The sequence below is a fragment of the Enterococcus sp. DIV0358 genome (genome assembly GCF_051713465.1).
GTDB lineage: Bacteria > Bacillota > Bacilli > Lactobacillales > Enterococcaceae > Enterococcus > Enterococcus faecalis.
Window position 1 is genome coordinate 1874459 of sequence record NZ_JBIOPX010000001.1, and the last position, 20738, is coordinate 1895196.

Annotated in this window: 14 protein-coding genes; 1 reads left to right on the forward strand and 13 read right to left on the reverse strand. The window is 36.2% G+C overall.

Features of this window, described 5'->3' with window-relative positions:
• Window positions 1-68: 68 nt before the first annotated feature.
• From IGK70_RS09130 to IGK70_RS09175, 10 genes are all read right to left on the reverse strand, one after another.
• The gene (locus tag IGK70_RS09130; RefSeq protein ID WP_438775227.1) at window positions 69-3728 is read right to left on the reverse strand and encodes a GW dipeptide domain-containing protein; all 3660 of its coding nucleotides are present in this window, start codon (window positions 3726-3728) and stop codon (window positions 69-71) included.
• Window positions 3729-4047: 319 nt separating this feature from the next.
• Window positions 4048-4890 (reverse strand): LicD family protein, encoded by an 843-nt coding sequence (locus IGK70_RS09135; protein ID WP_002410863.1) that lies wholly within the window; start codon window positions 4888-4890, stop codon window positions 4048-4050.
• Window positions 4891-4905: 15 nt separating this feature from the next.
• A complete protein-coding gene (locus tag IGK70_RS09140; RefSeq protein WP_002410862.1) occupies window positions 4906-5739 on the reverse strand; it encodes a glycosyltransferase in 834 nt (277 codons plus the stop codon).
• A gap of 120 nt (window positions 5740-5859) precedes the next feature.
• Window positions 5860-7257: a sugar transferase gene (locus IGK70_RS09145; protein WP_002410860.1), complete on the reverse strand. Its 1398-nt coding sequence runs from the start codon at window positions 7255-7257 to the stop codon at window positions 5860-5862.
• Window positions 7258-7362: 105 nt separating this feature from the next.
• Window positions 7363-8664: an EpaQ family protein gene (locus IGK70_RS09150; protein ID WP_071981504.1), complete on the reverse strand. Its 1302-nt coding sequence runs from the start codon at window positions 8662-8664 to the stop codon at window positions 7363-7365.
• Window positions 8665-8692: 28 nt separating this feature from the next.
• Window positions 8693-10696 (reverse strand): DUF7657 domain-containing protein, encoded by a 2004-nt coding sequence (locus IGK70_RS09155; RefSeq protein WP_002383759.1) that lies wholly within the window; start codon window positions 10694-10696, stop codon window positions 8693-8695.
• On the reverse strand, window positions 10697-12838 hold the full coding sequence (locus IGK70_RS09160; protein ID WP_071981505.1) for a glycosyltransferase family 2 protein: 2142 nt from the start codon (window positions 12836-12838) through the stop codon (window positions 10697-10699).
• An 11-nt stretch (window positions 12839-12849) separates the two neighbouring features.
• Window positions 12850-15993, reverse strand: coding sequence for a glycosyltransferase (locus IGK70_RS09165; protein WP_071981506.1), 3144 nt, complete (start codon window positions 15991-15993; stop codon window positions 12850-12852).
• Complete coding sequence (locus IGK70_RS09170) at window positions 15983-17200, reverse strand: ABC transporter ATP-binding protein (protein ID WP_002356901.1); 1218 nt, start codon at window positions 17198-17200, stop codon at window positions 15983-15985. Before IGK70_RS09170 ends, IGK70_RS09165 begins: the two co-directional genes overlap by 11 nt.
• Window positions 17201-17212: 12 nt before the next feature.
• Window positions 17213-18007, reverse strand: coding sequence for an ABC transporter permease (locus tag IGK70_RS09175; RefSeq protein ID WP_002356900.1), 795 nt, complete (start codon window positions 18005-18007; stop codon window positions 17213-17215).
• A gap of 247 nt (window positions 18008-18254) precedes the next feature.
• On the opposite strand from IGK70_RS09175, the gene IGK70_RS09180 reads away from it, so the two are divergent.
• Window positions 18255-18596 (forward strand): EamA family transporter, encoded by a 342-nt coding sequence (locus IGK70_RS09180; protein ID WP_002356899.1) that lies wholly within the window; start codon window positions 18255-18257, stop codon window positions 18594-18596.
• Window positions 18597-18669: 73 nt separating this feature from the next.
• On the opposite strand, the gene IGK70_RS09185 is transcribed toward IGK70_RS09180, so the two are convergent.
• From IGK70_RS09185 to rfbD, 3 genes are read right to left on the reverse strand one after another with little or no spacing between them, the layout of a single operon-like run.
• On the reverse strand, window positions 18670-19020 hold the full coding sequence (locus IGK70_RS09185) for a DUF2304 domain-containing protein (protein ID WP_002356898.1): 351 nt from the start codon (window positions 19018-19020) through the stop codon (window positions 18670-18672).
• Complete coding sequence (locus tag IGK70_RS09190) at window positions 19020-19745, reverse strand: glycosyltransferase family 2 protein (RefSeq protein ID WP_002359897.1); 726 nt, start codon at window positions 19743-19745, stop codon at window positions 19020-19022. Before IGK70_RS09190 ends, IGK70_RS09185 begins: the two co-directional genes overlap by 1 nt.
• Window positions 19746-19803: 58 nt before the next feature.
• Complete coding sequence (gene rfbD / locus IGK70_RS09195; RefSeq protein ID WP_002356895.1) at window positions 19804-20646, reverse strand: dTDP-4-dehydrorhamnose reductase; 843 nt, start codon at window positions 20644-20646, stop codon at window positions 19804-19806.
• Between the last annotated feature and the right edge of the window lie 92 nt (window positions 20647-20738).

Here is a 20738-nt window from a genome sequence, read left to right on the forward strand (position 1 = left end):
TTATTTACCAATACTATTTGACAAAGAACCTCGATAGATTGTTTGTTCGTTACCTTTATAAACTTATTCTATATTTTAAAGGCGCGGCTATCCAACCAACCGATTGTTTGTCCATTTATTTGAAATTGATAAGCCGTAACACCTGTTGATAGTTTAGCGGATTGAATAATCTGCACATTTTGATTTGCATATAGAGAGCCTAAACCTATTTTTTCTCCATCTTCTGCTGTATTATTTGGTTTTGTATATAATCCATGCTTCGATGAAACTGCTACATCGCCTATTTTGGCTCCACGACTCATTTTACTATACGTGGCTTTATCTAGTGTAGCTGTGAATGCTCGTTTGTCCATCCAGCCTGCATCTTTTCCACCTACTGTAAAATGGAGTAACTCTGTCCGGCTTGTTTTGGCATATCCTATGATATGAACGCTTTGGTTCGCATATTTATCTCCCATACCGATATTAACGATTCCAGGAGCTGTATTCATAATCCCATTAAACACGCCATGTTTTCCTGATTCAGCTGCTGGTTTTACTTTTGCCATGTAATCATAGCTTTTTTCATCTAGCAGCTCATCATACACATTGCTAAAGGCACGGCTGTCCAACCAGCCAATTGTTTGTCCATTTATTTGAAATTGATAAGCCGTAACACCTGTTGATAGTTTAGCGGATTGAATAATCTGCACGTTTTGATTCGCATATAGAGAGCCTAAACCTATTTTTTCTCCATCTTCTGCTGTATTATTTGGTTTTGTATATAATCCATGCTTCGATGAAGCTACTGCATCGCCTATTTTGGCTTTGCGACTCGTTTTACTATACGTGGCTTTATCTAATGTAGCTGTAAATGCTCGTTTGTCCATCCAGCCTGCATCTTTTCCACCTACTGTAAAATGGAGTAACTCTGTCCGGCTTGTTTTGGCATATCCTATGATATGAACACTTTGGTTCGCATATTTATCTCCCATACCGATATTAACGATCCCAGGAGCTGTATTCATAATTCCATTAAACACGCCATGTTTTCCTGATTCAGCTGCTGGTTTTACTTTTGCCATGTAATCATAGCTTTTTTCATCTAGCAGCTCATCATACACATTGCTGAAGGCACGGCTGTCCAACCAGCCAATTGTTTGTCCATTTATTTGAAATTGATAAGCCGTAACACCTGTTGATAGTTTAGCGGATTGAATAATCTGCACGTTTTGATTCGCATATAGAGAGCCTAAACCTATTTTTTCTCCATCTTCTGCTGTATTATTTGGTTTTGTATATAATCCATGCTTCGATGAAGCTACTGCATCGCCTATTTTGGCTTTGCGACTCGTTTTACTATACGTGGCTTTATCTAATGTAGCTGTAAATGCTCGTTTGTCCATCCAGCCTGCATCTTTTCCACCTACTGTAAAATGGAGTAACTCTGTCCGGCTTGTTTTGGCATATCCTATGATATGAACACTTTGGTTCGCATATTTATCTCCCATACCGATATTAACGATCCCAGGAGCTGTATTCATAATTCCATTAAACACACCATGTTTTCCTGATTCAGCTGTTGGTTTTACTTTTGCCATGTAATCATAGCTTTTTTCATCTAGCAGCTCATCATACACATTGCTGAAGGCACGGCTGTCCAACCAGCCAATTGTTTGTCCATTTATTTGAAATTGATAAGCCGTAACACCTGTTGATAGTTTAGCGGATTGAATAATCTGCACGTTTTGATTCGCATATAGAGAGCCTAAACCTATTTTTTCTCCATCTTCTGCTGTATTATTTGGTTTTGTATATAATCCATGCTTCGATGAAGCTACTGCATCGCCTATTTTGGCTTTGCGACTCGTTTTACTATACGTGGCTTTATCTAATGTAGCTGTAAATGCTCGTTTGTCCATCCAGCCTGCATCTTTTCCACCTACTGTAAAATGGAGTAACTCTGTCCGGCTTGTTTTGGCATATCCTATGATATGAACACTTTGGTTCGCATATTTATCTCCCATACCGATATTAACGATCCCAGGAGCTGTATTCATAATTCCATTAAACACACCATGTTTTCCTGATTCAGCTGTTGGTTTTACTTTTGCCATGTAATCATAGCTTTTTTCATCTAGCAGCTCATCATACACATTGCTGAAGGCACGGCTGTCCAACCAGCCAATTGTTTGTCCATTTATTTGAAATTGATAAGCCGTAACACCTGTTGATAGTTTAGCGGATTGAATAATCTGCACGTTTTGATTCGCATATAGAGAGCCTAAACCTATTTTTTCTCCATCTTCTGCTGTATTATTTGGTTTTGTATATAATCCATGCTTCGATGAAACTGCTACATCGCCTATTTTGGCTCCACGACTCATTTTACTATACGTGGCTTTATCTAGTGTAGCTGTGAATGCTCGTTTGTCCATCCAGCCTGCATCTTTTCCACCTACTGTAAAATGGAGTAACTCTGTCCGGCTTGTTTTGGCATATCCTATGATATGAACGCTTTGGTTCGCATATTTATCTCCCATACCGATATTAACGATTCCAGGAGCTGTATTCATAATCCCATTAAACACGCCGTGTTTTCCTGATTCAGCTGCTGGTTTTACCCTTGCCGTGTAATCATATTGTTTTTCATCTAAAATTACATCATACTGTTTTCCACCACTAGATGTAAATCGTCCAGTGTAATCAGCATTAATATCAAACACACCTACGCCGATATCAACACCTGGAATCGTTAATAAAGAAGACCATTGCCATGCCGCATAACCTTCATTTTTGTGCCATAACTGATCTGCAGTCGGTTCAAAAGGATACTGAGCAATCCAAATATTTTCAGTCCCTAGTTGTGTAGGCGATAAAACTCCTTCTGTAAACCAGGCTGCCATTGAATAATGTAATACATTCGTAAAGCCTCTTGCTTTTAATTGATTGGCAAAAGCAATTGAATTAGCTGTCAATTGTCCATTATTCATGCTACCTTCTTCTGCATCATTAATCATTAAAGTGTCTTTTGATAATCCAGTATTAATTGCTGTATCGGCAAAGTAGTTTGCTTCTTTTATTGCCTGATCTTTTGTTGTAAAGTGACTATAGTGATAGGCGGATACTTTTATTCCCACTGCATTTGCATTTTGAACTTGTGCAAATCTTTCTGGATTTTGATAAGTTGTCGCTTCGGTCATTTTAACGACCACTCCGCCTATCCCATAACTTTTCATAGTTTGATAATTTGCTACACTTAAACTACCATTCCAAGAAGATACATCGATAAAGTTTTTAGGCGGACGATTTGCCTCTGTTATGCTAATAGGATCACCGTAGGCATATGCGGCTCTTTTTCTTCTCGTTCCTTTCATTCCTGATCCCATAGGTTTGTTCATATCCTCTGTTATTACGATTTCGTCTTCATCTTTCTTATTAGCTTCTGAAGAACTAGTCGTTTCCGAAGTTTCTTCAGCATCTGTTGATTGCCTAGTGTCTGTAGCACCACTCGTGTCCAAACTATTTTTTGTTTCCGAAGGAACTGATGATAAGGTGCTAGAAGAACTTTCTGTCGAAGTTTCCTCACTAGATGACGTAGAGTTTAGTGTTTCTGCTGTATCCGCAGAAATTACTTCTTCTGCACTTTCACTACTTGATGCATCGATTGCATACACTATTGATGAACTAGGAACCAATGTTGTCAGCATTAGCATTGTAATAACAGATATTTTATTTATTCTCTTCATTATTTATTTAACCCTTCTTTTTACGTATTCTTTACAATTAATCCTCATTTAATTATAGTATGTAAATTTTACTTGAAACCAACAATTTTTTACTTTTCAAATTGAAATTTCTCAAAACTGATTAGAATGAGCACTAGTTTCAAATAATTTTCTAATAAATTTTAGCTTACGTCAAGAAAATCTTGCTAACTTTTTTTTACTATTTTATTTCTAAACTTTATCTTTTTATTACATTGATTGTGTTATTTATTTTTTTACAACAAAATGCTGAACGCTATTTATAGATAACGTTCAGCATTAGTATAAATAATTGAAGTTTTTAAATATATTCTGTATACGATTTTTTAGTATCAACAATTAGCGCTTCATGATGAGGTTGACGATCTTCCTCTGGTGGCAATTGCATATAATCTCCAAAAACTTGTGTCAAATAGCGATTGTATCCCACTGGTATTGGCATTTTTGTATCTTCAAATGGAACAAAAATAGCAGATTTAAAATCTTCTAAATGATAAATATTGCCCATGTAGCGTGGTCCGACACATAATTCAGTGACATAAGGAGTTGAACCAAAGGAATACTTGGTCATTCTTTTTTCAGCGAAGCGCCAAATATGATAGCGAATTTTGCTTGAAGAAAAAATCCCTAATAAAACCTTGCTTCCTGTAGCCATCAGACCACCATGTTTTTCTGGAACAACTTGCGAACAAAATAACGCATAAATCAGTGCCCAAAACTTTTGAATTTTTCTTCGCAATTTCCCTTCTGGCGCACCATCTAATGGAAAAATATCAATTGGTAAACCATGAGGGATATCTAAATCCTCTTGATAGGGTTTAATAAAAGTAGTGGCAGTATCCCTAATAGTTATAAATGAATTATGATCATTATATGTTTTAGAAGCAACTAATAATGGATATCTATTTATGTCTGCTTTCTGCGGCCATAGCTTTTTTAATTTTTCATAGTCTGGTCGTGGCATAAAAAAATCCAAATCATCATCCCACGGAATAAATCCTTGACTGCGTACAGCACCAATACAACCACCGCCACAGAAATAACATAATAAATTATTTTCTTGACAAAATTGAACAAAATATTTGGACATAGTTAATGTTACAGCTTGTATTTCTTTTAAATCTGTCTGGGTCATCTCTTGCATAATTTTACCTCAATCTTAATCATTATCTTTCCTTAAAAACTTCTCATAAAATTTACCTCGTAAATTATTCGGCATCAAACTTACGACAACATGTGCACTGGAACTCACAAAAAAATCTTTAAAACTACCAAGTCCTGCTTGATAGATTGCTTTGCGTCCTTTTAGTCCTGACTTAAAATACTGCCAACCACCACGCCGTGCGTACATATCACTGCCTGTTCGAGCATAGACTAAATGTTCAGAAAGGTTCTGAGCTTCCTTTCCTTTTTTCAATAACCGCACCCACAAATAATAATCTTCAAATCCTGACATTGGCAGATAGTTACCGACCTCTAAAATGTCTGACTTCTTATACATGACAGTCATATGATTAAACGGGTTTCTTCTTTTGGAAAATTCACGAATATCCTCATTAGAACTGGGAAGGTTACGATAACCCAAAACATTTTCTATGTTCCCTTCAAATTCGATAATGTTAGAACCAGCAATGACCAAGTTAGGATTTTTTTGAAATAATTGCCACTGCTTTTCAATCCGATCCGTCTTCATAATATCATCTGCATCCATTCGTGCAATCAGTTCATTACGACAAACTTTAACCCCTTCTGCCAACGCTTTACCTAAACCAACATTTTTTTCTAGAGGTAAAACATGAAGCACTTCTGGATACGTTTCTTTATATTTATCTACAATGACTGTCATTTCTTCAGTTACAGGACCATCTTCTACTAATACTATTTCATCGACTTTTACAGTTTGATTAAAAATACTGTCTAAACATGCAATAACATATTCAGGACGCTCTTTTATATAAATGGAAAGTAAGACACTTACTGGTACCTTTTCCATTTCTTCACCCCTATTTCTTTTTTCATCCACGCTTGTATATTTTTACATAGAATACCTAATTTTTCAAGCTTTGTTAGAAGTCTCTCTTTTTTTTCAAAAAAAGAGGAGCTACTGCTCCTCTTAACGGTAAATTCTAATAGCATTCTCTTTACAATAATCCATCGTCAATTCTTCACGTTCTTCAGACTCATCCAATCCTCTTGATGATACTTTATCAAAGAGAATTTTGATGGTTTGAAGCAGAATTTTCATATCCAACAGTAATGAATAATTCTTGATGTACAGTAAATCAAAGTTCAATTTACTATTGTAGTCAGAAGCATACTTCCCATAAACTTGGGCATAGCCAGTAATCCCCGCACGTACATTGTGACGTAAATAGTAATTCGGGTTTTCCTGATTAAATTGATCAACAAAGAATGGTCGTTCAGGACGTGGTCCGACAATGGACATATCCCCGCGAATAACATTGATTAGTTGTGGCAACTCATCAATACGTAAAGCGCGCAAGTATTTACCAACTGTAGTGACGCGACTGTCGTTACTTGTAGATAAGACTGGACCTGATTTTGCTTCCGCTGTTGCCGACATCGTTCTAAATTTTAAAATCGAGAACTCACGTTGATCTAATGTAATCCGAGTTTGTTTGTAAATCACTGGTCCCGGTGAGGTTGCTTTGACTAAAATTGCTGCAATAAGCATTAAGGGGGAGGTAATCACAAATAGGCAAACAGAGACTAAAATATCGAATAAACGTTTAATAAAATTCTCTTCTGGTTGAATTTCAAAATTTGAGACTTCGATAATACTTTCATCTTCAAAGTTCATCATGTTTGGTTTTAACATAATTAGATTTTCAAAACTTGTATCTAAAAAGATTTTTTTCTTGTGTTTGACAATTAATTGATACAATTTTACTTTTTCGTTCTCATCAACATTACTTGAAATATAAACAATATCGATTTCATCGATAATTTTTTTTAAGTTTTCATAGTAATTACTGACAACAACACTCGTTACTTTATGCTTGTTATTTTTATCAGACATAAAGTTTTGAATTGACCGCATGACTTGATTTTCTTTACCTAGTAAAACAACTTTTCGCTCATTGCTGACCTTTAAGTAAAGATAATAAACAAGAATTCGCCAAAAACTTAGAACAATAATTCCGATTATAAAAGAATATCCTAAAACAGAACGCGGGAACGTAAACCAACGTCCGGCAAATGTCACAATCATAATCGTTAAAGTCATTAAAATTTGACCAATCACCGTGACAAAAATGATGTCACTAATTTTGCGATTATAAAAAATATACGCACCTAACAACAAATTCAAAAAGATAAAAAAGATTGAAATATAAATTGCAGATTTTTCATAAGCCACAAAGTTAAATGATGGTATTGCTCGGCCAAATTTCATTATAAATCCTAAGATGATTGATAAATTATAGAGCAAAACGTCTGCTAAAATAATTACAATCCGTCTTGCATTACTCCATTCACTTTTTGATGTCATTAAAAACTTCCTCTCTTCACTTCCAGTAATTACATTATTTGTAATAACATGCAACCCCTATATTACCATAATGTCAGCGGACAAGAAAGTTCTATAGGATGAAAATTATCTGCGATGTCTTTGGACACGACTTAATTCTTCAGGTTGGTCCCAGCCCTCTTCGTCAACAGGTGCTATCGGGCGCTCTTCATTGCTAACAGGACTTGTTTGTTTCACTCGTTTTCTTCTTTTAGGTGTCGTTGGTCTTTCATGTCTTCCTCGTTTTTTCTCTGGCCGGAAGTAGAAGGCTAGCCCAAGGAAACTATAAACAATCGGCATCCAATGAGGCGCTAATAAAATATCTTCCATAAATGAATGAATCCAGATTAAAAGGAAGCCTAAAAGTAAACTAACTTGCATACGATCCAATGTTTTTTTGCGGAAACCAATCAATAAAATCATACTGACTAAAAAACCAAATAAAATCAGATAGCCAATGACACCAAAATTACTTAACGTAAATAGAAAAGCATTATGTGTCCCCAGCGGTTTCCATGAGGCCACAAAAGGCTCCATACCGACTTTAATATGTTGAGGATCAGATAACCATTTAGCAAAAAACTCATGCCAAATTCGTTCTCTTCCTGTAAATAAATCCACAGTATCCGATTCCGCACATAAGTAAAATAACAATGGTCCCAATGCAGCTACTCCGACAAAACCAAACAGCCAAACTTTCGAACGTTGCAAGAAACGTTTTGGTAAAAGATTATCCACCAGAATAAAACCAACTAAAATGGCAAAAGAGGTTTTTGATTGACTGACCCATGTACCTAAAACACCACCAATGTATACAGGTAAAAGCAGCAGGTTAAAAACCTTATTTCTATATGCTTTGATCAAACTACTGGCCATCATTGTTGAAAACATCAATGTTGCACCAATCGTATTGGTATTAATCCAAATACTTTCTAGTTTATTTGATTCTTTAAAAATTTCGTCTGCTGGAATCAACTGTGGCAACTCCACGGACATCCGATACAAAGTCGCACTCAAAGCAACTAAAGAGACAATTAATAAAAGCGTTTGATCCATACGGTCAAAGACACAAACTTTAAAACAAAGGACCAACAAAATAATTAAAGGAATCATTGTATCTGTTTGCATCGTGCTATGACGGATTGATTCCGTAAAGTGAAACAAGAGCCAGGTGGCTAGCGCCAACGCTACGGTCAGCCAGTCAATAAATTTTAATTTCGTACAATTTAATAGCAGTACAAGTATTACTGCTATTAATAATAAAATTGAACTATTGGCATACATATATTTTGTGACTGGCGCATCAATTCCTACGACCCACATCGTATACGAGCCGATCATTGTAACTAATAAAATAAGTCGACCGATTCTATTCAATACTTTTCCCATATTCAAACCTCATTCCATGAATGAATCACTAGTCGTTTATTCGATAAATATATGCCCCGTTCTGATCAGGTCCATATAATTTTTCAAAATGAATCGTTGGTGTGTCTAACGGTTCTAATGGTTTATAAACGACCGCATATTTAATCCCATATTCTTTTAATTTTTCTGGAGATAAACGAGCAATAATCGCATCTTTTTGCATCAACTCTAAAACAGGGGTCTGATTTCCTACTTCAACATTGATGTGCGCATAGCGATTATAAATAAATGTGTCTTTTCCTTTTGGATCTAATGGTTTCCAAGCCTCTAAGTCAGGTGTAAAAGCAACACCGTTAAATGTATGCACACCTAACATTGGCAAATAGCCATACATCAAGCGTTCGCCCACCCACAATTGGTTGGGGTCTTTTTTGTTAATTTCTTCCACTTCTACCGCTAATTTTTTTCCATAGACAGCAGAAACGCCTCGAGAAATTGGATTAACAAAGGCACCAGAAACCATAATGATTCCTAATAAGACAAGGACAAATAACGTGCGCCAACGTTTAAATAAAGCAACAATTAAAACGGTAGCGACAACTAAGACACCAATGATGTCCATTCGTGTAACGTATAACCGTAAATTGCCCGTATATAAAACAAAGAAATACAGAACAACATTTAATCCTAGCGCCCCTAACCAGGCCATCATTGGAATTTTTGCTTGGCGATTCCATAAATAATCGATGAACCATAAACTCAACAACACAGCGGCAAACCCGAAGGATAACATCGCCCGTTGTTCTGGCACATAAGACCACAATGTCAACTTAGCAAAAATTGTTGGAAATTGCACGCTCATCCAAACTAAGTTAAATAAACAATACACGAATAAGACAAAACCGTAAATGTTTTCTTTGATTTTTTTATAAAAAATAAATGGTGAGAGCGGCAAAATAACAAAAAATAATTGATAAAAACTACTGATTTCCGAATTATTTGAATATGGAACATCTTGAAACGGCATTTTCCAATTTGTTAAAAATAACAAAATATCGCGTTTAGGCATATCGCCACCTAAACTTACCCGTTTTCCTGGATAAGCGGTATCCATTACTGCTTTTAAGGAATCCAATGAGCCATATAGCGATCCGCCAACAATAATCGCCGTCATCAAGAGTGCCCCACCTATCAGGACCCCATCCCACTTATCCAACTTAATTTTTTTACGAAATTCTAAAAAGAATAAAATTAAAAATAATAAAATCAAATAACCAAGTGGTACTTGTAGCGCAGGATAAATAACTAAAACAAATCCTGAGGCCATAATAACAGCCGTTATCGCACAAATGACACGACGTCGAACACTACTATGATAATAGAAATAATTATAAATTCCCACTAAAAAACCTAAGCCAAAAAATACTAAATCTCCAACTGGCGAGACAAACCACCATTGAAGGGCCGAAGAAAACGGAATCCAAACACTTGCTAACAAAGCTAAATATTTATTCCGCCGTGTGACGATCAAACCAATTTCAAAAGAGAATAAAATCAAACCAATTAATTTAAGATTCCAATACCAAGATAAGCCATATTCTTTACCTAGTAGCACGTAGCCCCAAGTAAAAGGTTTCGCTAACGTGGCCAAATTCCACGCTGGCGAATTATAGCCTACCACCATGTCTTGACCATTTAACGTAATCACATCATTATGTGTTTTCAAACCCGTTTGTGTTTGCGACAGACTAAATGGGGTTTGAACGAGCCATTCATCCGAACGAACACCTCTTGGTTCACCAGCAATTAATGAACTTTTTTGGCCATCCGCATATTCAGAAACATACGCATCCCACATGTTTAATGAACTACCATGGACTTTAAAGGCGACCAGTAAAATAAAAATGACTGCCGCTAGCAGATAGCGCCAGCGTAACAAATGATCAACCAAGCGAGCGCTCTGCTCAGCTTGGTTGCGTAATGGTTGTTTTTCTTTTCTTGTAGTTAGTTGTTGTTCCATCTTTTCGCTCCATTTCGTCATCCGCAATTGCATCTAGTCAATTCGTAATGAAAAGTTGGGAATATCCCTTGTCAGATTAGGATTATAAAATGGATCATTTTCAATTAAAGGTCCCCATTTTTCTTCCATCATCACTTTTTCTTGTTCAAAACGTTTTTTCTTTTTGCCTTTATCATCATATCCACGAGTTTGAGATTCAAAATGATAAAGCTCTGCTTCATGAAGCCAAACATTGTCACGTCCTAAAGCTTGGACTTTCAGGCATAAATCAACATCATTGAAAGCTACGGTAAACGCTTCTTCAAAACCACCAACTGCATCAAAATCTGCTTTTTTCATAAGTAAGCACGCGGCAGTTACTGCTGAATAATTAACATTAATAGCTAACCGACCAAAATAGCCTAAGTCACCATGGGGATAACCATAATGACCATGTCCAGCAACACCACCTAATCCTAAAATAACGCCTGCGTGTTGGACCGTATTATTTGGATACAATAATTTCGCACCTACACAGCCAATCCGTTCTTGCTGAGCAAATGAAACCATCAAAGTTAACCAATTCTCTGTAATCACTTCGGTATCATTATTTAAAAATAATAAATACTCTCCGTGCGCTTTTTTCGCTGCACGATTGTTAATAGTTGAGAAATTGAATGGAATATCGATTGATTCAACGAAAAAGCGGCCAGGTAATTGTTGTTCAAATTCTGCATACAATTCGTGCATTTTTGGATCTGTACTTCCATTATCAGCCATAATAATCTCGTAATTTTGGTAGGTTGTTTTTTCAATAATCGATGAAACACAACGTTGTACGTCTTTATAGCCATTTTTAGTTGGAATAATAATTGAGACTAACTTGTCGGATTTAATGTCATAATAAACATCGTATAAGCCATTCGCCGCCCCATGCGTTGCACGACCATTAATTTCTCGACGAACAAGCGCATCTTGCACGGCTCTTAGTCCCGCTTCAAAAGCATAACCTTTGGAACCCTGGTCCACTGCTGTTGAGGTCGGTAGCATCCGCCAATAGTAAAGAACTTTTGGAATATGTTTGATGCGTTCTTTTGTCGTTTTTTCAGTAAATCTTAAGACTAAATCGTAGTCTTGAGAACCTTCGTAACCTTTTCGAAAGCCACCAATTTCTTCTAGAATACTCCGACGATACACGCCTAAATGCGAAATGTAATTGGTTCCTAAAAGTAAATCAGGTGACCAATCTGGTTTAAAGGCTGGATCAGAACGATTTCCATCCATGTCAATCTTATCTTCATCACTATAAATTAAATCCAGTTCTGGGTTTTCATTAAGCACTTTAACCACTTCATAAAAAGCATTGATCGCTAATTCATCATCGTTGTCTAGTAAGGCGACAAATTCTCCGGTAGCAATCGCTAAAGCAGAGTTGGTTGCTTCGGAAATATGACCATTTTGTTCACGAAAGACGACCCGAATTCGCTCATCCAATTGCTGGTACTCTGTTAAAATCTTTTTGACATTGGGATCTGTTGAGGCGTCATCGGCCATACATAATTCCCAGTTAGTATAGACTTGATTCAAAATAGAATCAATGCACAACCGAAGCCATTTTTCTTCAACATTATACACTGGCATCGCAATGGAAATTTTAGGTTGGTAATGAAATGTTGCGATTTCTTGTGTCATCGCTTCTATGTCAAGTACTTCATTTCTAGCTAACCAGTTAGGATACGAAGCTTGATTTCTCAGTTTCTCAATTTTCGCTCGTTGAATGGTATGAGAAATACCATTTTTAGCCATATACTTAAATCCTTTTTTGGCTTTTATCCAGAGACGAGTCATTTTATCTTCTGTCCCTGGAATCACTGGATATTTTTTATTCAAGGGGAAATCCACCGTTACAACATGTGCTGATGATTGAAAATGAAAAGGGAGTACTTTTTTTTGTTTAATTCCTTCAAGTGTAACAACAAAGCCAGCTTCAATCGCAGGCTCTGTTTGATAAATTTGATTAACATCTTCACGTAAAACGCGCTGAATGTTATAAGCGGACACTTGGTTTTCATTATTAATTGTGAAAGTTGGGCTTTCTTTAGTGATTGTATCCAACGCCCAACCTGTAATGGTTAAATTATTTGTTGTTTTGTCGCGATAGATACTATCAAAGATCACCTTAATGTCTTCATTCATGTGCATTCTCCTTATAGATGTTTCGGATTTCGGTAGGGATCAACTAAAGCTTCCGCGGTCCATTTTTCCGCAAGTTCTTTATAAGATCCTTTTTTATCATGGTTTTGCATTTTTTCGTCTGCTTTCAAAATTGCATAGGACACATATACATTTCGTTTACCAGCGCTAGCAAATTGTAACGATAAATCGACACCCATCCATTCTTTTCCTAAGTTTTCGTTAATTCCTTCTAAATTTAGGTAAAGTTGTTTGTTGAATAGTAAGCAGTCTTCAGTTGCTGCTTGAATATTTCTTGGTAAAGCAATTCTGTAATAGTAACCTAAGCTTTTACCAGGGGTGCCTTTTTCGGGATAAAGTAATCGACCTTTGTCTGTATCAACTGATACTCCTACTGTTTCCACACGATAGCGTGCGTCAACTACGCGGCCAGTCACTAAACCAGAGGTCTCTTGTTGACCAATGTTCATTAACTCTTTTAACCAATCATTTTTCGTTGGTACCAATCCAGCATTTAATAAAGCCACATATTCTCCCTTAGCAGCTTGAATCATGCCATGACGTGTTTCTGTTGAAACATAACGAAGACGGTCATTTTGGATATTTATTTGATTCTCGAAGCGTGCAGGCAATAGAATTTCATAATTTGTATAGGCAGTTTTTTCTAATAATTGACGTAAGTAGCTACTCATATTCTCTGTATCATTCGTAATAATCAATGATACCATCGGCACATGATCATAAAGATAGTTAATTTTATAGGAACCATAAAATTCGGCAATCTCTACTTGTGCTTTTAAGCCACGGCGTTCCGTTGCCGCTTGGACCGCTTTTTGACCAGCTACATAGGCGTAACCTTTGCTTTCAGGGTTTAGAGCAGTCGATGATTCAATGGCACGCCAATGATACATCATACCAGGAATATGCTTGATTTTCGTTGCTTGTTCCGTTGCTCGTAATACGAAATCATAGTCTTGAGCGCCGTTATATGCTGAGTTCAATCCGCCTACTTTTTCTAATAAATCACGTTTCACAACAACAAAGTGTGTAATGTAATTATGGTTTAAAATCAGTTCTGGATTCCAGTCCGATTTGTAAAACGCGTTGAAGCGACGACCATTTTCTGTAATTTTATCTTCATCAGTATAAAGAAAATCAATCGTTGGGTCTGTATTTAAAGCTTTGACCACTTCATATAATGCTTGTGGCGCTAATTCATCATCGTTATCCATGAAACCAACAAAATCGCCAGTAGCAATCGACAAAGCTGAGTTAGTTGCTTCTGAAATATGTCCGTTTTCTTCGCGATAAATAACTTTGATTCGTTGATCTAGTTCTTTATATTTTTCTAGCATGGGCTTAATATGTTCGCTTGGCGATGCATCATCTGCTAAACATAACTCCCAATTTTCATAGTACTGATTTTGTAAAGAAGAAACGCACGCTGCAAGCCATTTTTCTTCGACATTATAAACAGGCACAGCGACAGAAATTTTAGGCTGAAATTGGAACGTTTTAATTTCCGCTAAAACTGTCTCCACGTCAACAGGGGATTCTGCTTTTTCTTGTCGTTTAAAGTACCACTTCACTGAGCCCATCAAACCACGTGTCTGAATCGAACGCCATGCTCGATCAAATTTCGTGCCCGGTTGAACCATGTTTGGACGCTCCACCACGTATTGAACCTTCTGGCCTGATTTGGTATCAATGTTTAACGTGTAGGCTGGTAAATCTTCTGGATCTTTAATCGTAATGACAAAACCATAATCTTGATCGCCTTCTAATTCAAACATATCAATAACATCCCGACGATATTCTGTTTCCACCGTATAAGTGACTGATTCACTAGCTTCTGCAATACTGAATCTTAGCGGATAATTTGTTTGTTTGTCATACGCCCACCCTCTGATAACAGAAACGTTATTTTCTACATCGCGAGCAATATCATCGATGGTTAAGTTAATCATTTTATCAAATTTAGTTAATGTGATTCGTTTATATTTTCCAGTAGGCATAGGGGCAGTCTCCGTCTGTTTATTCATTTCTTCTAAAAATTGATTTCTTTCATCTAACAGTGCATGAATAAAGGTATTTTCACGTTCTGAATAGTTGCCTTCAAAGAAATAATCAATGGCTACTGTCAGGTATTTGCCTGCCATTTGTGCCTCGGTTACTTCGATTACAGGTACTTGTGTATCTAAGAAATAATAGATATCCTCTTGTACCAGAAAAGCATTCGTGGCTGCGACTGGGACTGTCTCCCCGTCTATCGTCATGGATAATTTGACAATTGCCCCTGTTAAACTTGGGAATAATTTTATCAGTTGGACGTCTTCTGGTATCTTTAGTTGGAACCGTTTTGTTTCAGGTTTTTGTAAATCAACTGGTTGATCCAACTCAGTCTCTTTTTCTTCGCCGCAATTAATTAAAATATGAACGTTTTTTTCATTGTATGAATTTACTGGTGTCACTCGCTCTGGCTGTTCTACTGGTTCAGCAGTCAAGGCAAAAAAGTACTGATACACTTCGCCAAAGGGACGCGCTTTAAAAGCTGCTTGTACTTCTACAGGTAACGCTTCATACGTCGTAGGAATTTCGTTGTAGCCAACTTGATTAAATGTAAAATCTTCTTTGGCAATGTATAAACCAACTTCTGCAAAAACTTTTTCAAATCCTTCTTGTAAATAGAATGATTTATGCGTAGCATCCAACAGCCCAGTTTCATTCCATGTTAAACGATTATTAAATAAATCAATTAAGACCGAATTATGCGCCAAATTAGGGAAAGTGATTAAGATTTGACCACCTGGTTTTAAAAATGGTTTGACTTTTGCTAAGGCGCTTTGAGGATTCATTAAATGTTCCAACACATCTGCAAAAACGATATAATCAAACGTCTTACCAGCAAAGTATTCGACCCAATCATTTTCATCAATATTGCCATAAAAGGCATCTGTTGAAAATTGACTGACATGATCATAAAGTTCTTTGTCTAATTCAACAATTGAGACCTGGCACTTTTTTTCTTCCATCAAATAGCTAGTCATTCGCCCATTACCTGGACCAAATTCCAAGACATCACTATTTTCTTTGATTTGTGCTACGATTTTCCCAACACTGGTACTCTCGTCTGTTTCCATTTCAAAATCATACTTCATCTTTTGTCGTATCCTTCCATTTATGATCTAAGATGACAATTCCTTCTCCGGCATAACGACCGGTAATAAACATCGTCACGTATTTTGTTTTGTAGACTAATGGGACTGTTGCATGTTCCTCAAAGAAAGCAATATCAAAATAATATTCACCTGTTAATAATGACATTTTTTCATATTCTAAATAAAAAACATTCCGTCCTTTTTTCCAAGGAATTTGCACGCCATCTAACAACGTATTTAAGCCACAGACATAATGATTGTCCACTGTTCGAATAGCGACCCCACAAACAGGCTTCTTAATTTGGTCATTTTTGACAGTATATTCAATTTTTACAATCACTTTTTCATCTTGCGTTACCATTTCTAATGGTTCATAATCCGCATTTAAAAGTTCCGCATGATCCACTTCAATAATATCTGGTGTTGGGGTTTCATCTTTCATGGTCGCTTCGCGGTCAACCGTTTTAATTGATTTCTTTTTCAAAAAGTTTTCGTAGTTGGTCGTCACGTCCATCGTATCTCCATATTCAACGACTTTCCCGTGTTGCAACCAAAAAGTTCTGTCACAAAAACGACGAATGGAGTTTACATCGTGAGAAACAAATAAAATTGTTTTACCAGAATTTTTAATTTCCGTAAATTTTTCCATACATTTTAATTGAAACTCTAAATCCCCGACAGCCAACGCTTCATCGACAATTAAAATATCGGGATCCACGTTAATAGCTACCGCAAAAGCCAAGCGGACAAACATACCACTAGAGTATGTCTTAACTGGTTGATACAAATGATCGCCGATGTCAGCAAAATCAATGACATCTTGGACACGCTCTTCCATCTCTTCTCGGGAAAAACCCAAGACCATTCCATTTAAGAAAATATTTTCATATCCTGAATATTCAGGGTTAAAACCTGAACCTAATTCAAGCAACGCTGAAATTTTCCCATTAATCACCATGGACCCGGAGGTTGGCGTTAATACTCCTGTAATAATTTTTAACATGGTTGATTTTCCAGAACCATTTTCGCCGACAAAGCCAATCATCTCGCCTTTTTTAATTTGCATCGTGACATCGTCTAACGCATAAAACAAATCGTGGTAGGATTTTTTGGTTGGACTAAGCGCTTCTTTAAACCGATCGGACGGCTTTTTATACATGTTGTATGTTTTGGTAATATGTTGGATATCGATTGCATATTCTGACATGTCGTTCTCTCCTTATAGTACATCTGAAAAATGTGGTTTTAAGCGTCTAAACACGGTTGAGCCAATTAATAGTAAAACAATAGTAACTCCCCAGAAATATAAGCTATATTGCCAATGTTCCCAGAACCATGCACCGCCTAAATAAGATTCGCGGTATCCTTGAACAATATAATATAATGGATTGATTTTTAAGATTGTCGCAATCATTCCAGTTGGTTGCCATAAAATTGGTAATGTCCACATAACTGTTTGCATAATGATATTGATAAATTGCATAATATCAGGTAAAAATGGTTGTGTTGAAGCAGTAATCCACGTAATTGCTGTTAAAAAGACTAATAAACAAGCTAAGTAGTAAATTAATTGCAAACTGTACAGACTTGGGTAATAACCGTTAGCTGTAGTAATTACAAAACCAATTAGAATGAAAAACAAGTGGGTGTACAAGTTCGATAAAATTTTAGATGTTGGTAAAATTTGTACATTAAACACGACTTTTTTAACTAAATAACTATATTCACGAAACACATTCGTGGCTGATAATAACGAATCTGAAAAGAAGAACCAAGGTACCATCCCTGTTACTAAATAGACAATGAATGGCATATTGTCGCCAGCTCTAGAACGAAGGCCTACAGAAAAGACAAACCAATACGTCAAAACAGTTACTAATGGCGTTAAAAACGCCCAGACAATTCCTAGTGCTGAACCAGCATACTTGGCCTTAAAATCATTAAATGAAAATTGTAATAACAATTTTTTGTTCTGAAAAATATTCTTGAAAATTGAAAATGTTTCTTTAAACATATACTTATTCCTTCCGTAATAAACTATTTTTATCTAAAATTTTTGGATACAAAAATGCCATTTTAAACAACATTTCTATTTTATCGATAAACGCCTAGCTTTTCAATAGTAGACCCCTTTTTATAAAGAAAAATTTAACTGATTTAGCTATATTAAAAAATCTTGTCCAATTTTTAGGAGATTATGCTACAATAATGGAGGTCTTGCATTTTTTTGCACGGAAACTATTTTTGAGAGAAGGGAAATTATGGTTCTTTTTATTATTTACGTATTTCTGTCTTCTGCTGGTCTGGTCTTATTTAAACTAGGTTCTAGCAGTTTGAACATCCAACTCCAACAAACAATTTTTTCAATGAATATCTCACTTATATCTTTATTAGGTTTATTTTGTTATTTAATTAGTTTTATTTTATGGATGTTAATTATTAGTCGTTCCGATGTTTCTTACATTGTTCCTTTAGGCGTTGCCTGTACAAACATCGCTATTTTAATTGCTTCAAATCTGATTCTAAAAGAGACAATCACAACGAATGCCCTTATTGGTGCTGTGGTTATTATTGTCGGCATTGTGATTATGAATCTTAAATAAAAAAGATCGCTATTCATTGAGCTGACCCTTAAAAATTAGACTTTCAGGTCCAACTTTTAAGGGTCACTACACATTAGCGATCTTTTTTATTTTCTTCAGATTTCATGATAGATAATTCTTGCAATAATGTTTTAATGCGATTTTCGTGTTTTGAAATCAACACAGAATTTTTAATTTCCATGATTAAAAGGACAATCACCGCAGCTGATAATAAGAAGTTTGATGTTGTTTCAAACCCAAAGGCCATTGCTAACCATTCTGCCACATGCGGGAAAATAGCAAAAATAATTAAGACAATTGAGATTAATAACCAAATCAAAGCATTTTTTAGGAGAAAAATATTTTTATTAATCCCTCGAATAATGTATAAGAAAAAGCCAATTGCAAATAAAAATAAAGCTAGCCATAACACGGTTGGTAGCATTAATCTCCCTCCTTCATAAAGGCAGCAATCAGAATTGCTGAGCCGACTTCCAGCATATACTTCACAGAAGCCAAGGCACGAATCGAAGAAACACCACCAAGCCGTTCCATCATATTGACAGGTCTTTCAACAATCACAAAGCGTTTTTTAATTAAGTGAACAATCGATTCTGGCTCGGGATAATTTGTCGGATAACGCTTTGCAAAAAAAGCAATCACTTTCCGATTTCCCGCTCGATAACCAGAAGTCACATCATAAATTGTTTTACCAGAAGCCATTCGAATGCAAAAAGATAACAAACGAATACCAAAACGGCGCATTTTCGTACTTTGAAAAGCCGCTTCGTTTCCAGGAATGAAACGAGAGCCAATCGAAAAATCACATTTACCCTCTGCTAATGGTTCCAGTAAAATAGGTAAACTATTGATATCATGTTGACCATCACCATCAAACTGAACCGCCACATCATACTCATTTTCTAAGGCATATTTATAGCCGGTCTGTACCGCCCCGCCAATACCTAAATTCAACACTAAATGAATGGCATTAATTTGGTTGACTTCTAAAATTTGTTTGGTTCCATCTGTCGAGCCATCATTAATTACCACATAATCCAATTCATGTTGAAAATGCGTAACTTCCTGTTTAAATGTTTCAATGGAAGCAATCGTCCGCAAAATGTTTTCTTCCTCATTGTAAGCAGGAATGATTAAAAGTACCTTCATAAAGAGAAACACCTTTCCACTTTTTCTCTAACAAAACCCCTCACTTACACAAAACAATTTATTGTTGAACATTTTCTAACATTTGTGCTAAGGCTTCTTGCCAAGTAGGAATTTTAAAGCCTAACGCTTCTGTTTTACTTAAATCCATGACAGAATATTGTGGTCTTTGCGCCTTTTGTGGAAATTGAGTTGAATCCACTGGCAGTACTTCCACTTCAGTATCTTTTAAAATTTCTTTAGCAAACTGATACCAGCTACAGCTGTTTTCATTAGACAAATGATAAACACCAAATGGCGCTTTTTCTGCAATAACAAATGCCATAAATTCGGCTAACGTTCTTGTCCAAGTTGGGCGGCCAAACTGATCGTCCACTACCGTTAGTTGGTCTCTTGTTTCCGCTAATTTTTGCATGGTAAAGACAAAGTTATGACCGTATTGACCAAATACCCATGATGTTCGAATAATATAATAGTCGTCCAGGATTTCTTGTACCGCTTGTTCACCTAATAACTTCGTCCGACCATACTCATTTAAAGGATTCGGTTGATCATCAATCGCATAGACGCCTTCTTTTTTAGTTCCATCAAAAATATAATCTGTACTTACATAAACAAGTGTCGCCCCCACTGCTTTAGCAGCTTCTGCAACATGACGTGTGCCATCTACATTCACTTTTTCATCTAATTCCTTGCCTTCGTCTTCTGCTTTATCAACAGCTGTATAAGCAGCACAATGATAAATGACGCTTGGTTGAATTTCTTTCACTTTTGCCAACGTACTATCCGCATCAGTAATATCTAATTCTGTGGAATCCGTTGAAACATACTCAATTCCTTGTTCGTCTAATAGGTGACGTAATTCTGTGCCCAATTGGCCATTTCCACCAGTAATTAAAATCATTTTTTTCGCTCCTTCTTGAAAAAAAGGCAGGGCAAAGTAGCTTTTGTACTTTGCCATCGCCTTTCGACTGTTATCTCACATGTCAGAAAAAA

Excerpts from the sequence above, each read along its gene's own strand:
- IGK70_RS09160 (WP_071981505.1), bottom strand. The coding sequence starts at position 12,838 with ATGAATGAAGACATTAAGGTGATCTTTGATAGTATCTATCGCGACAAA.
- IGK70_RS09145 (WP_002410860.1), bottom strand. The coding sequence starts at position 7,257 with ATGACATCAAAAAGTGAATGGAGTAATGCAAGACGGATTGTAATTATT.
- IGK70_RS09180 (WP_002356899.1), top strand. The coding sequence starts at position 18,255 with ATGGTTCTTTTTATTATTTACGTATTTCTGTCTTCTGCTGGTCTGGTC.
- rfbD (WP_002356895.1), bottom strand. The coding sequence starts at position 20,646 with ATGATTTTAATTACTGGTGGAAATGGCCAATTGGGCACAGAATTACGT.
- IGK70_RS09185 (WP_002356898.1), bottom strand. The coding sequence starts at position 19,020 with ATGCTACCAACCGTGTTATGGCTAGCTTTATTTTTATTTGCAATTGGC.
- IGK70_RS09175 (WP_002356900.1), bottom strand. The coding sequence starts at position 18,007 with ATGTTTAAAGAAACATTTTCAATTTTCAAGAATATTTTTCAGAACAAA.
- IGK70_RS09155 (WP_002383759.1), bottom strand. The coding sequence starts at position 10,696 with ATGCAATTGCGGATGACGAAATGGAGCGAAAAGATGGAACAACAACTA.
- IGK70_RS09130 (WP_438775227.1), bottom strand. The coding sequence starts at position 3,728 with ATGAAGAGAATAAATAAAATATCTGTTATTACAATGCTAATGCTGACA.
- IGK70_RS09170 (WP_002356901.1), bottom strand. The coding sequence starts at position 17,200 with ATGTCAGAATATGCAATCGATATCCAACATATTACCAAAACATACAAC.
- IGK70_RS09140 (WP_002410862.1), bottom strand. The coding sequence starts at position 5,739 with ATGGAAAAGGTACCAGTAAGTGTCTTACTTTCCATTTATATAAAAGAG.
- IGK70_RS09190 (WP_002359897.1), bottom strand. The coding sequence starts at position 19,745 with ATGAAGGTACTTTTAATCATTCCTGCTTACAATGAGGAAGAAAACATT.
- IGK70_RS09165 (WP_071981506.1), bottom strand. The coding sequence starts at position 15,993 with ATGAAGTATGATTTTGAAATGGAAACAGACGAGAGTACCAGTGTTGGG.
- IGK70_RS09135 (WP_002410863.1), bottom strand. The coding sequence starts at position 4,890 with ATGCAAGAGATGACCCAGACAGATTTAAAAGAAATACAAGCTGTAACA.
- IGK70_RS09150 (WP_071981504.1), bottom strand. The coding sequence starts at position 8,664 with ATGGGAAAAGTATTGAATAGAATCGGTCGACTTATTTTATTAGTTACA.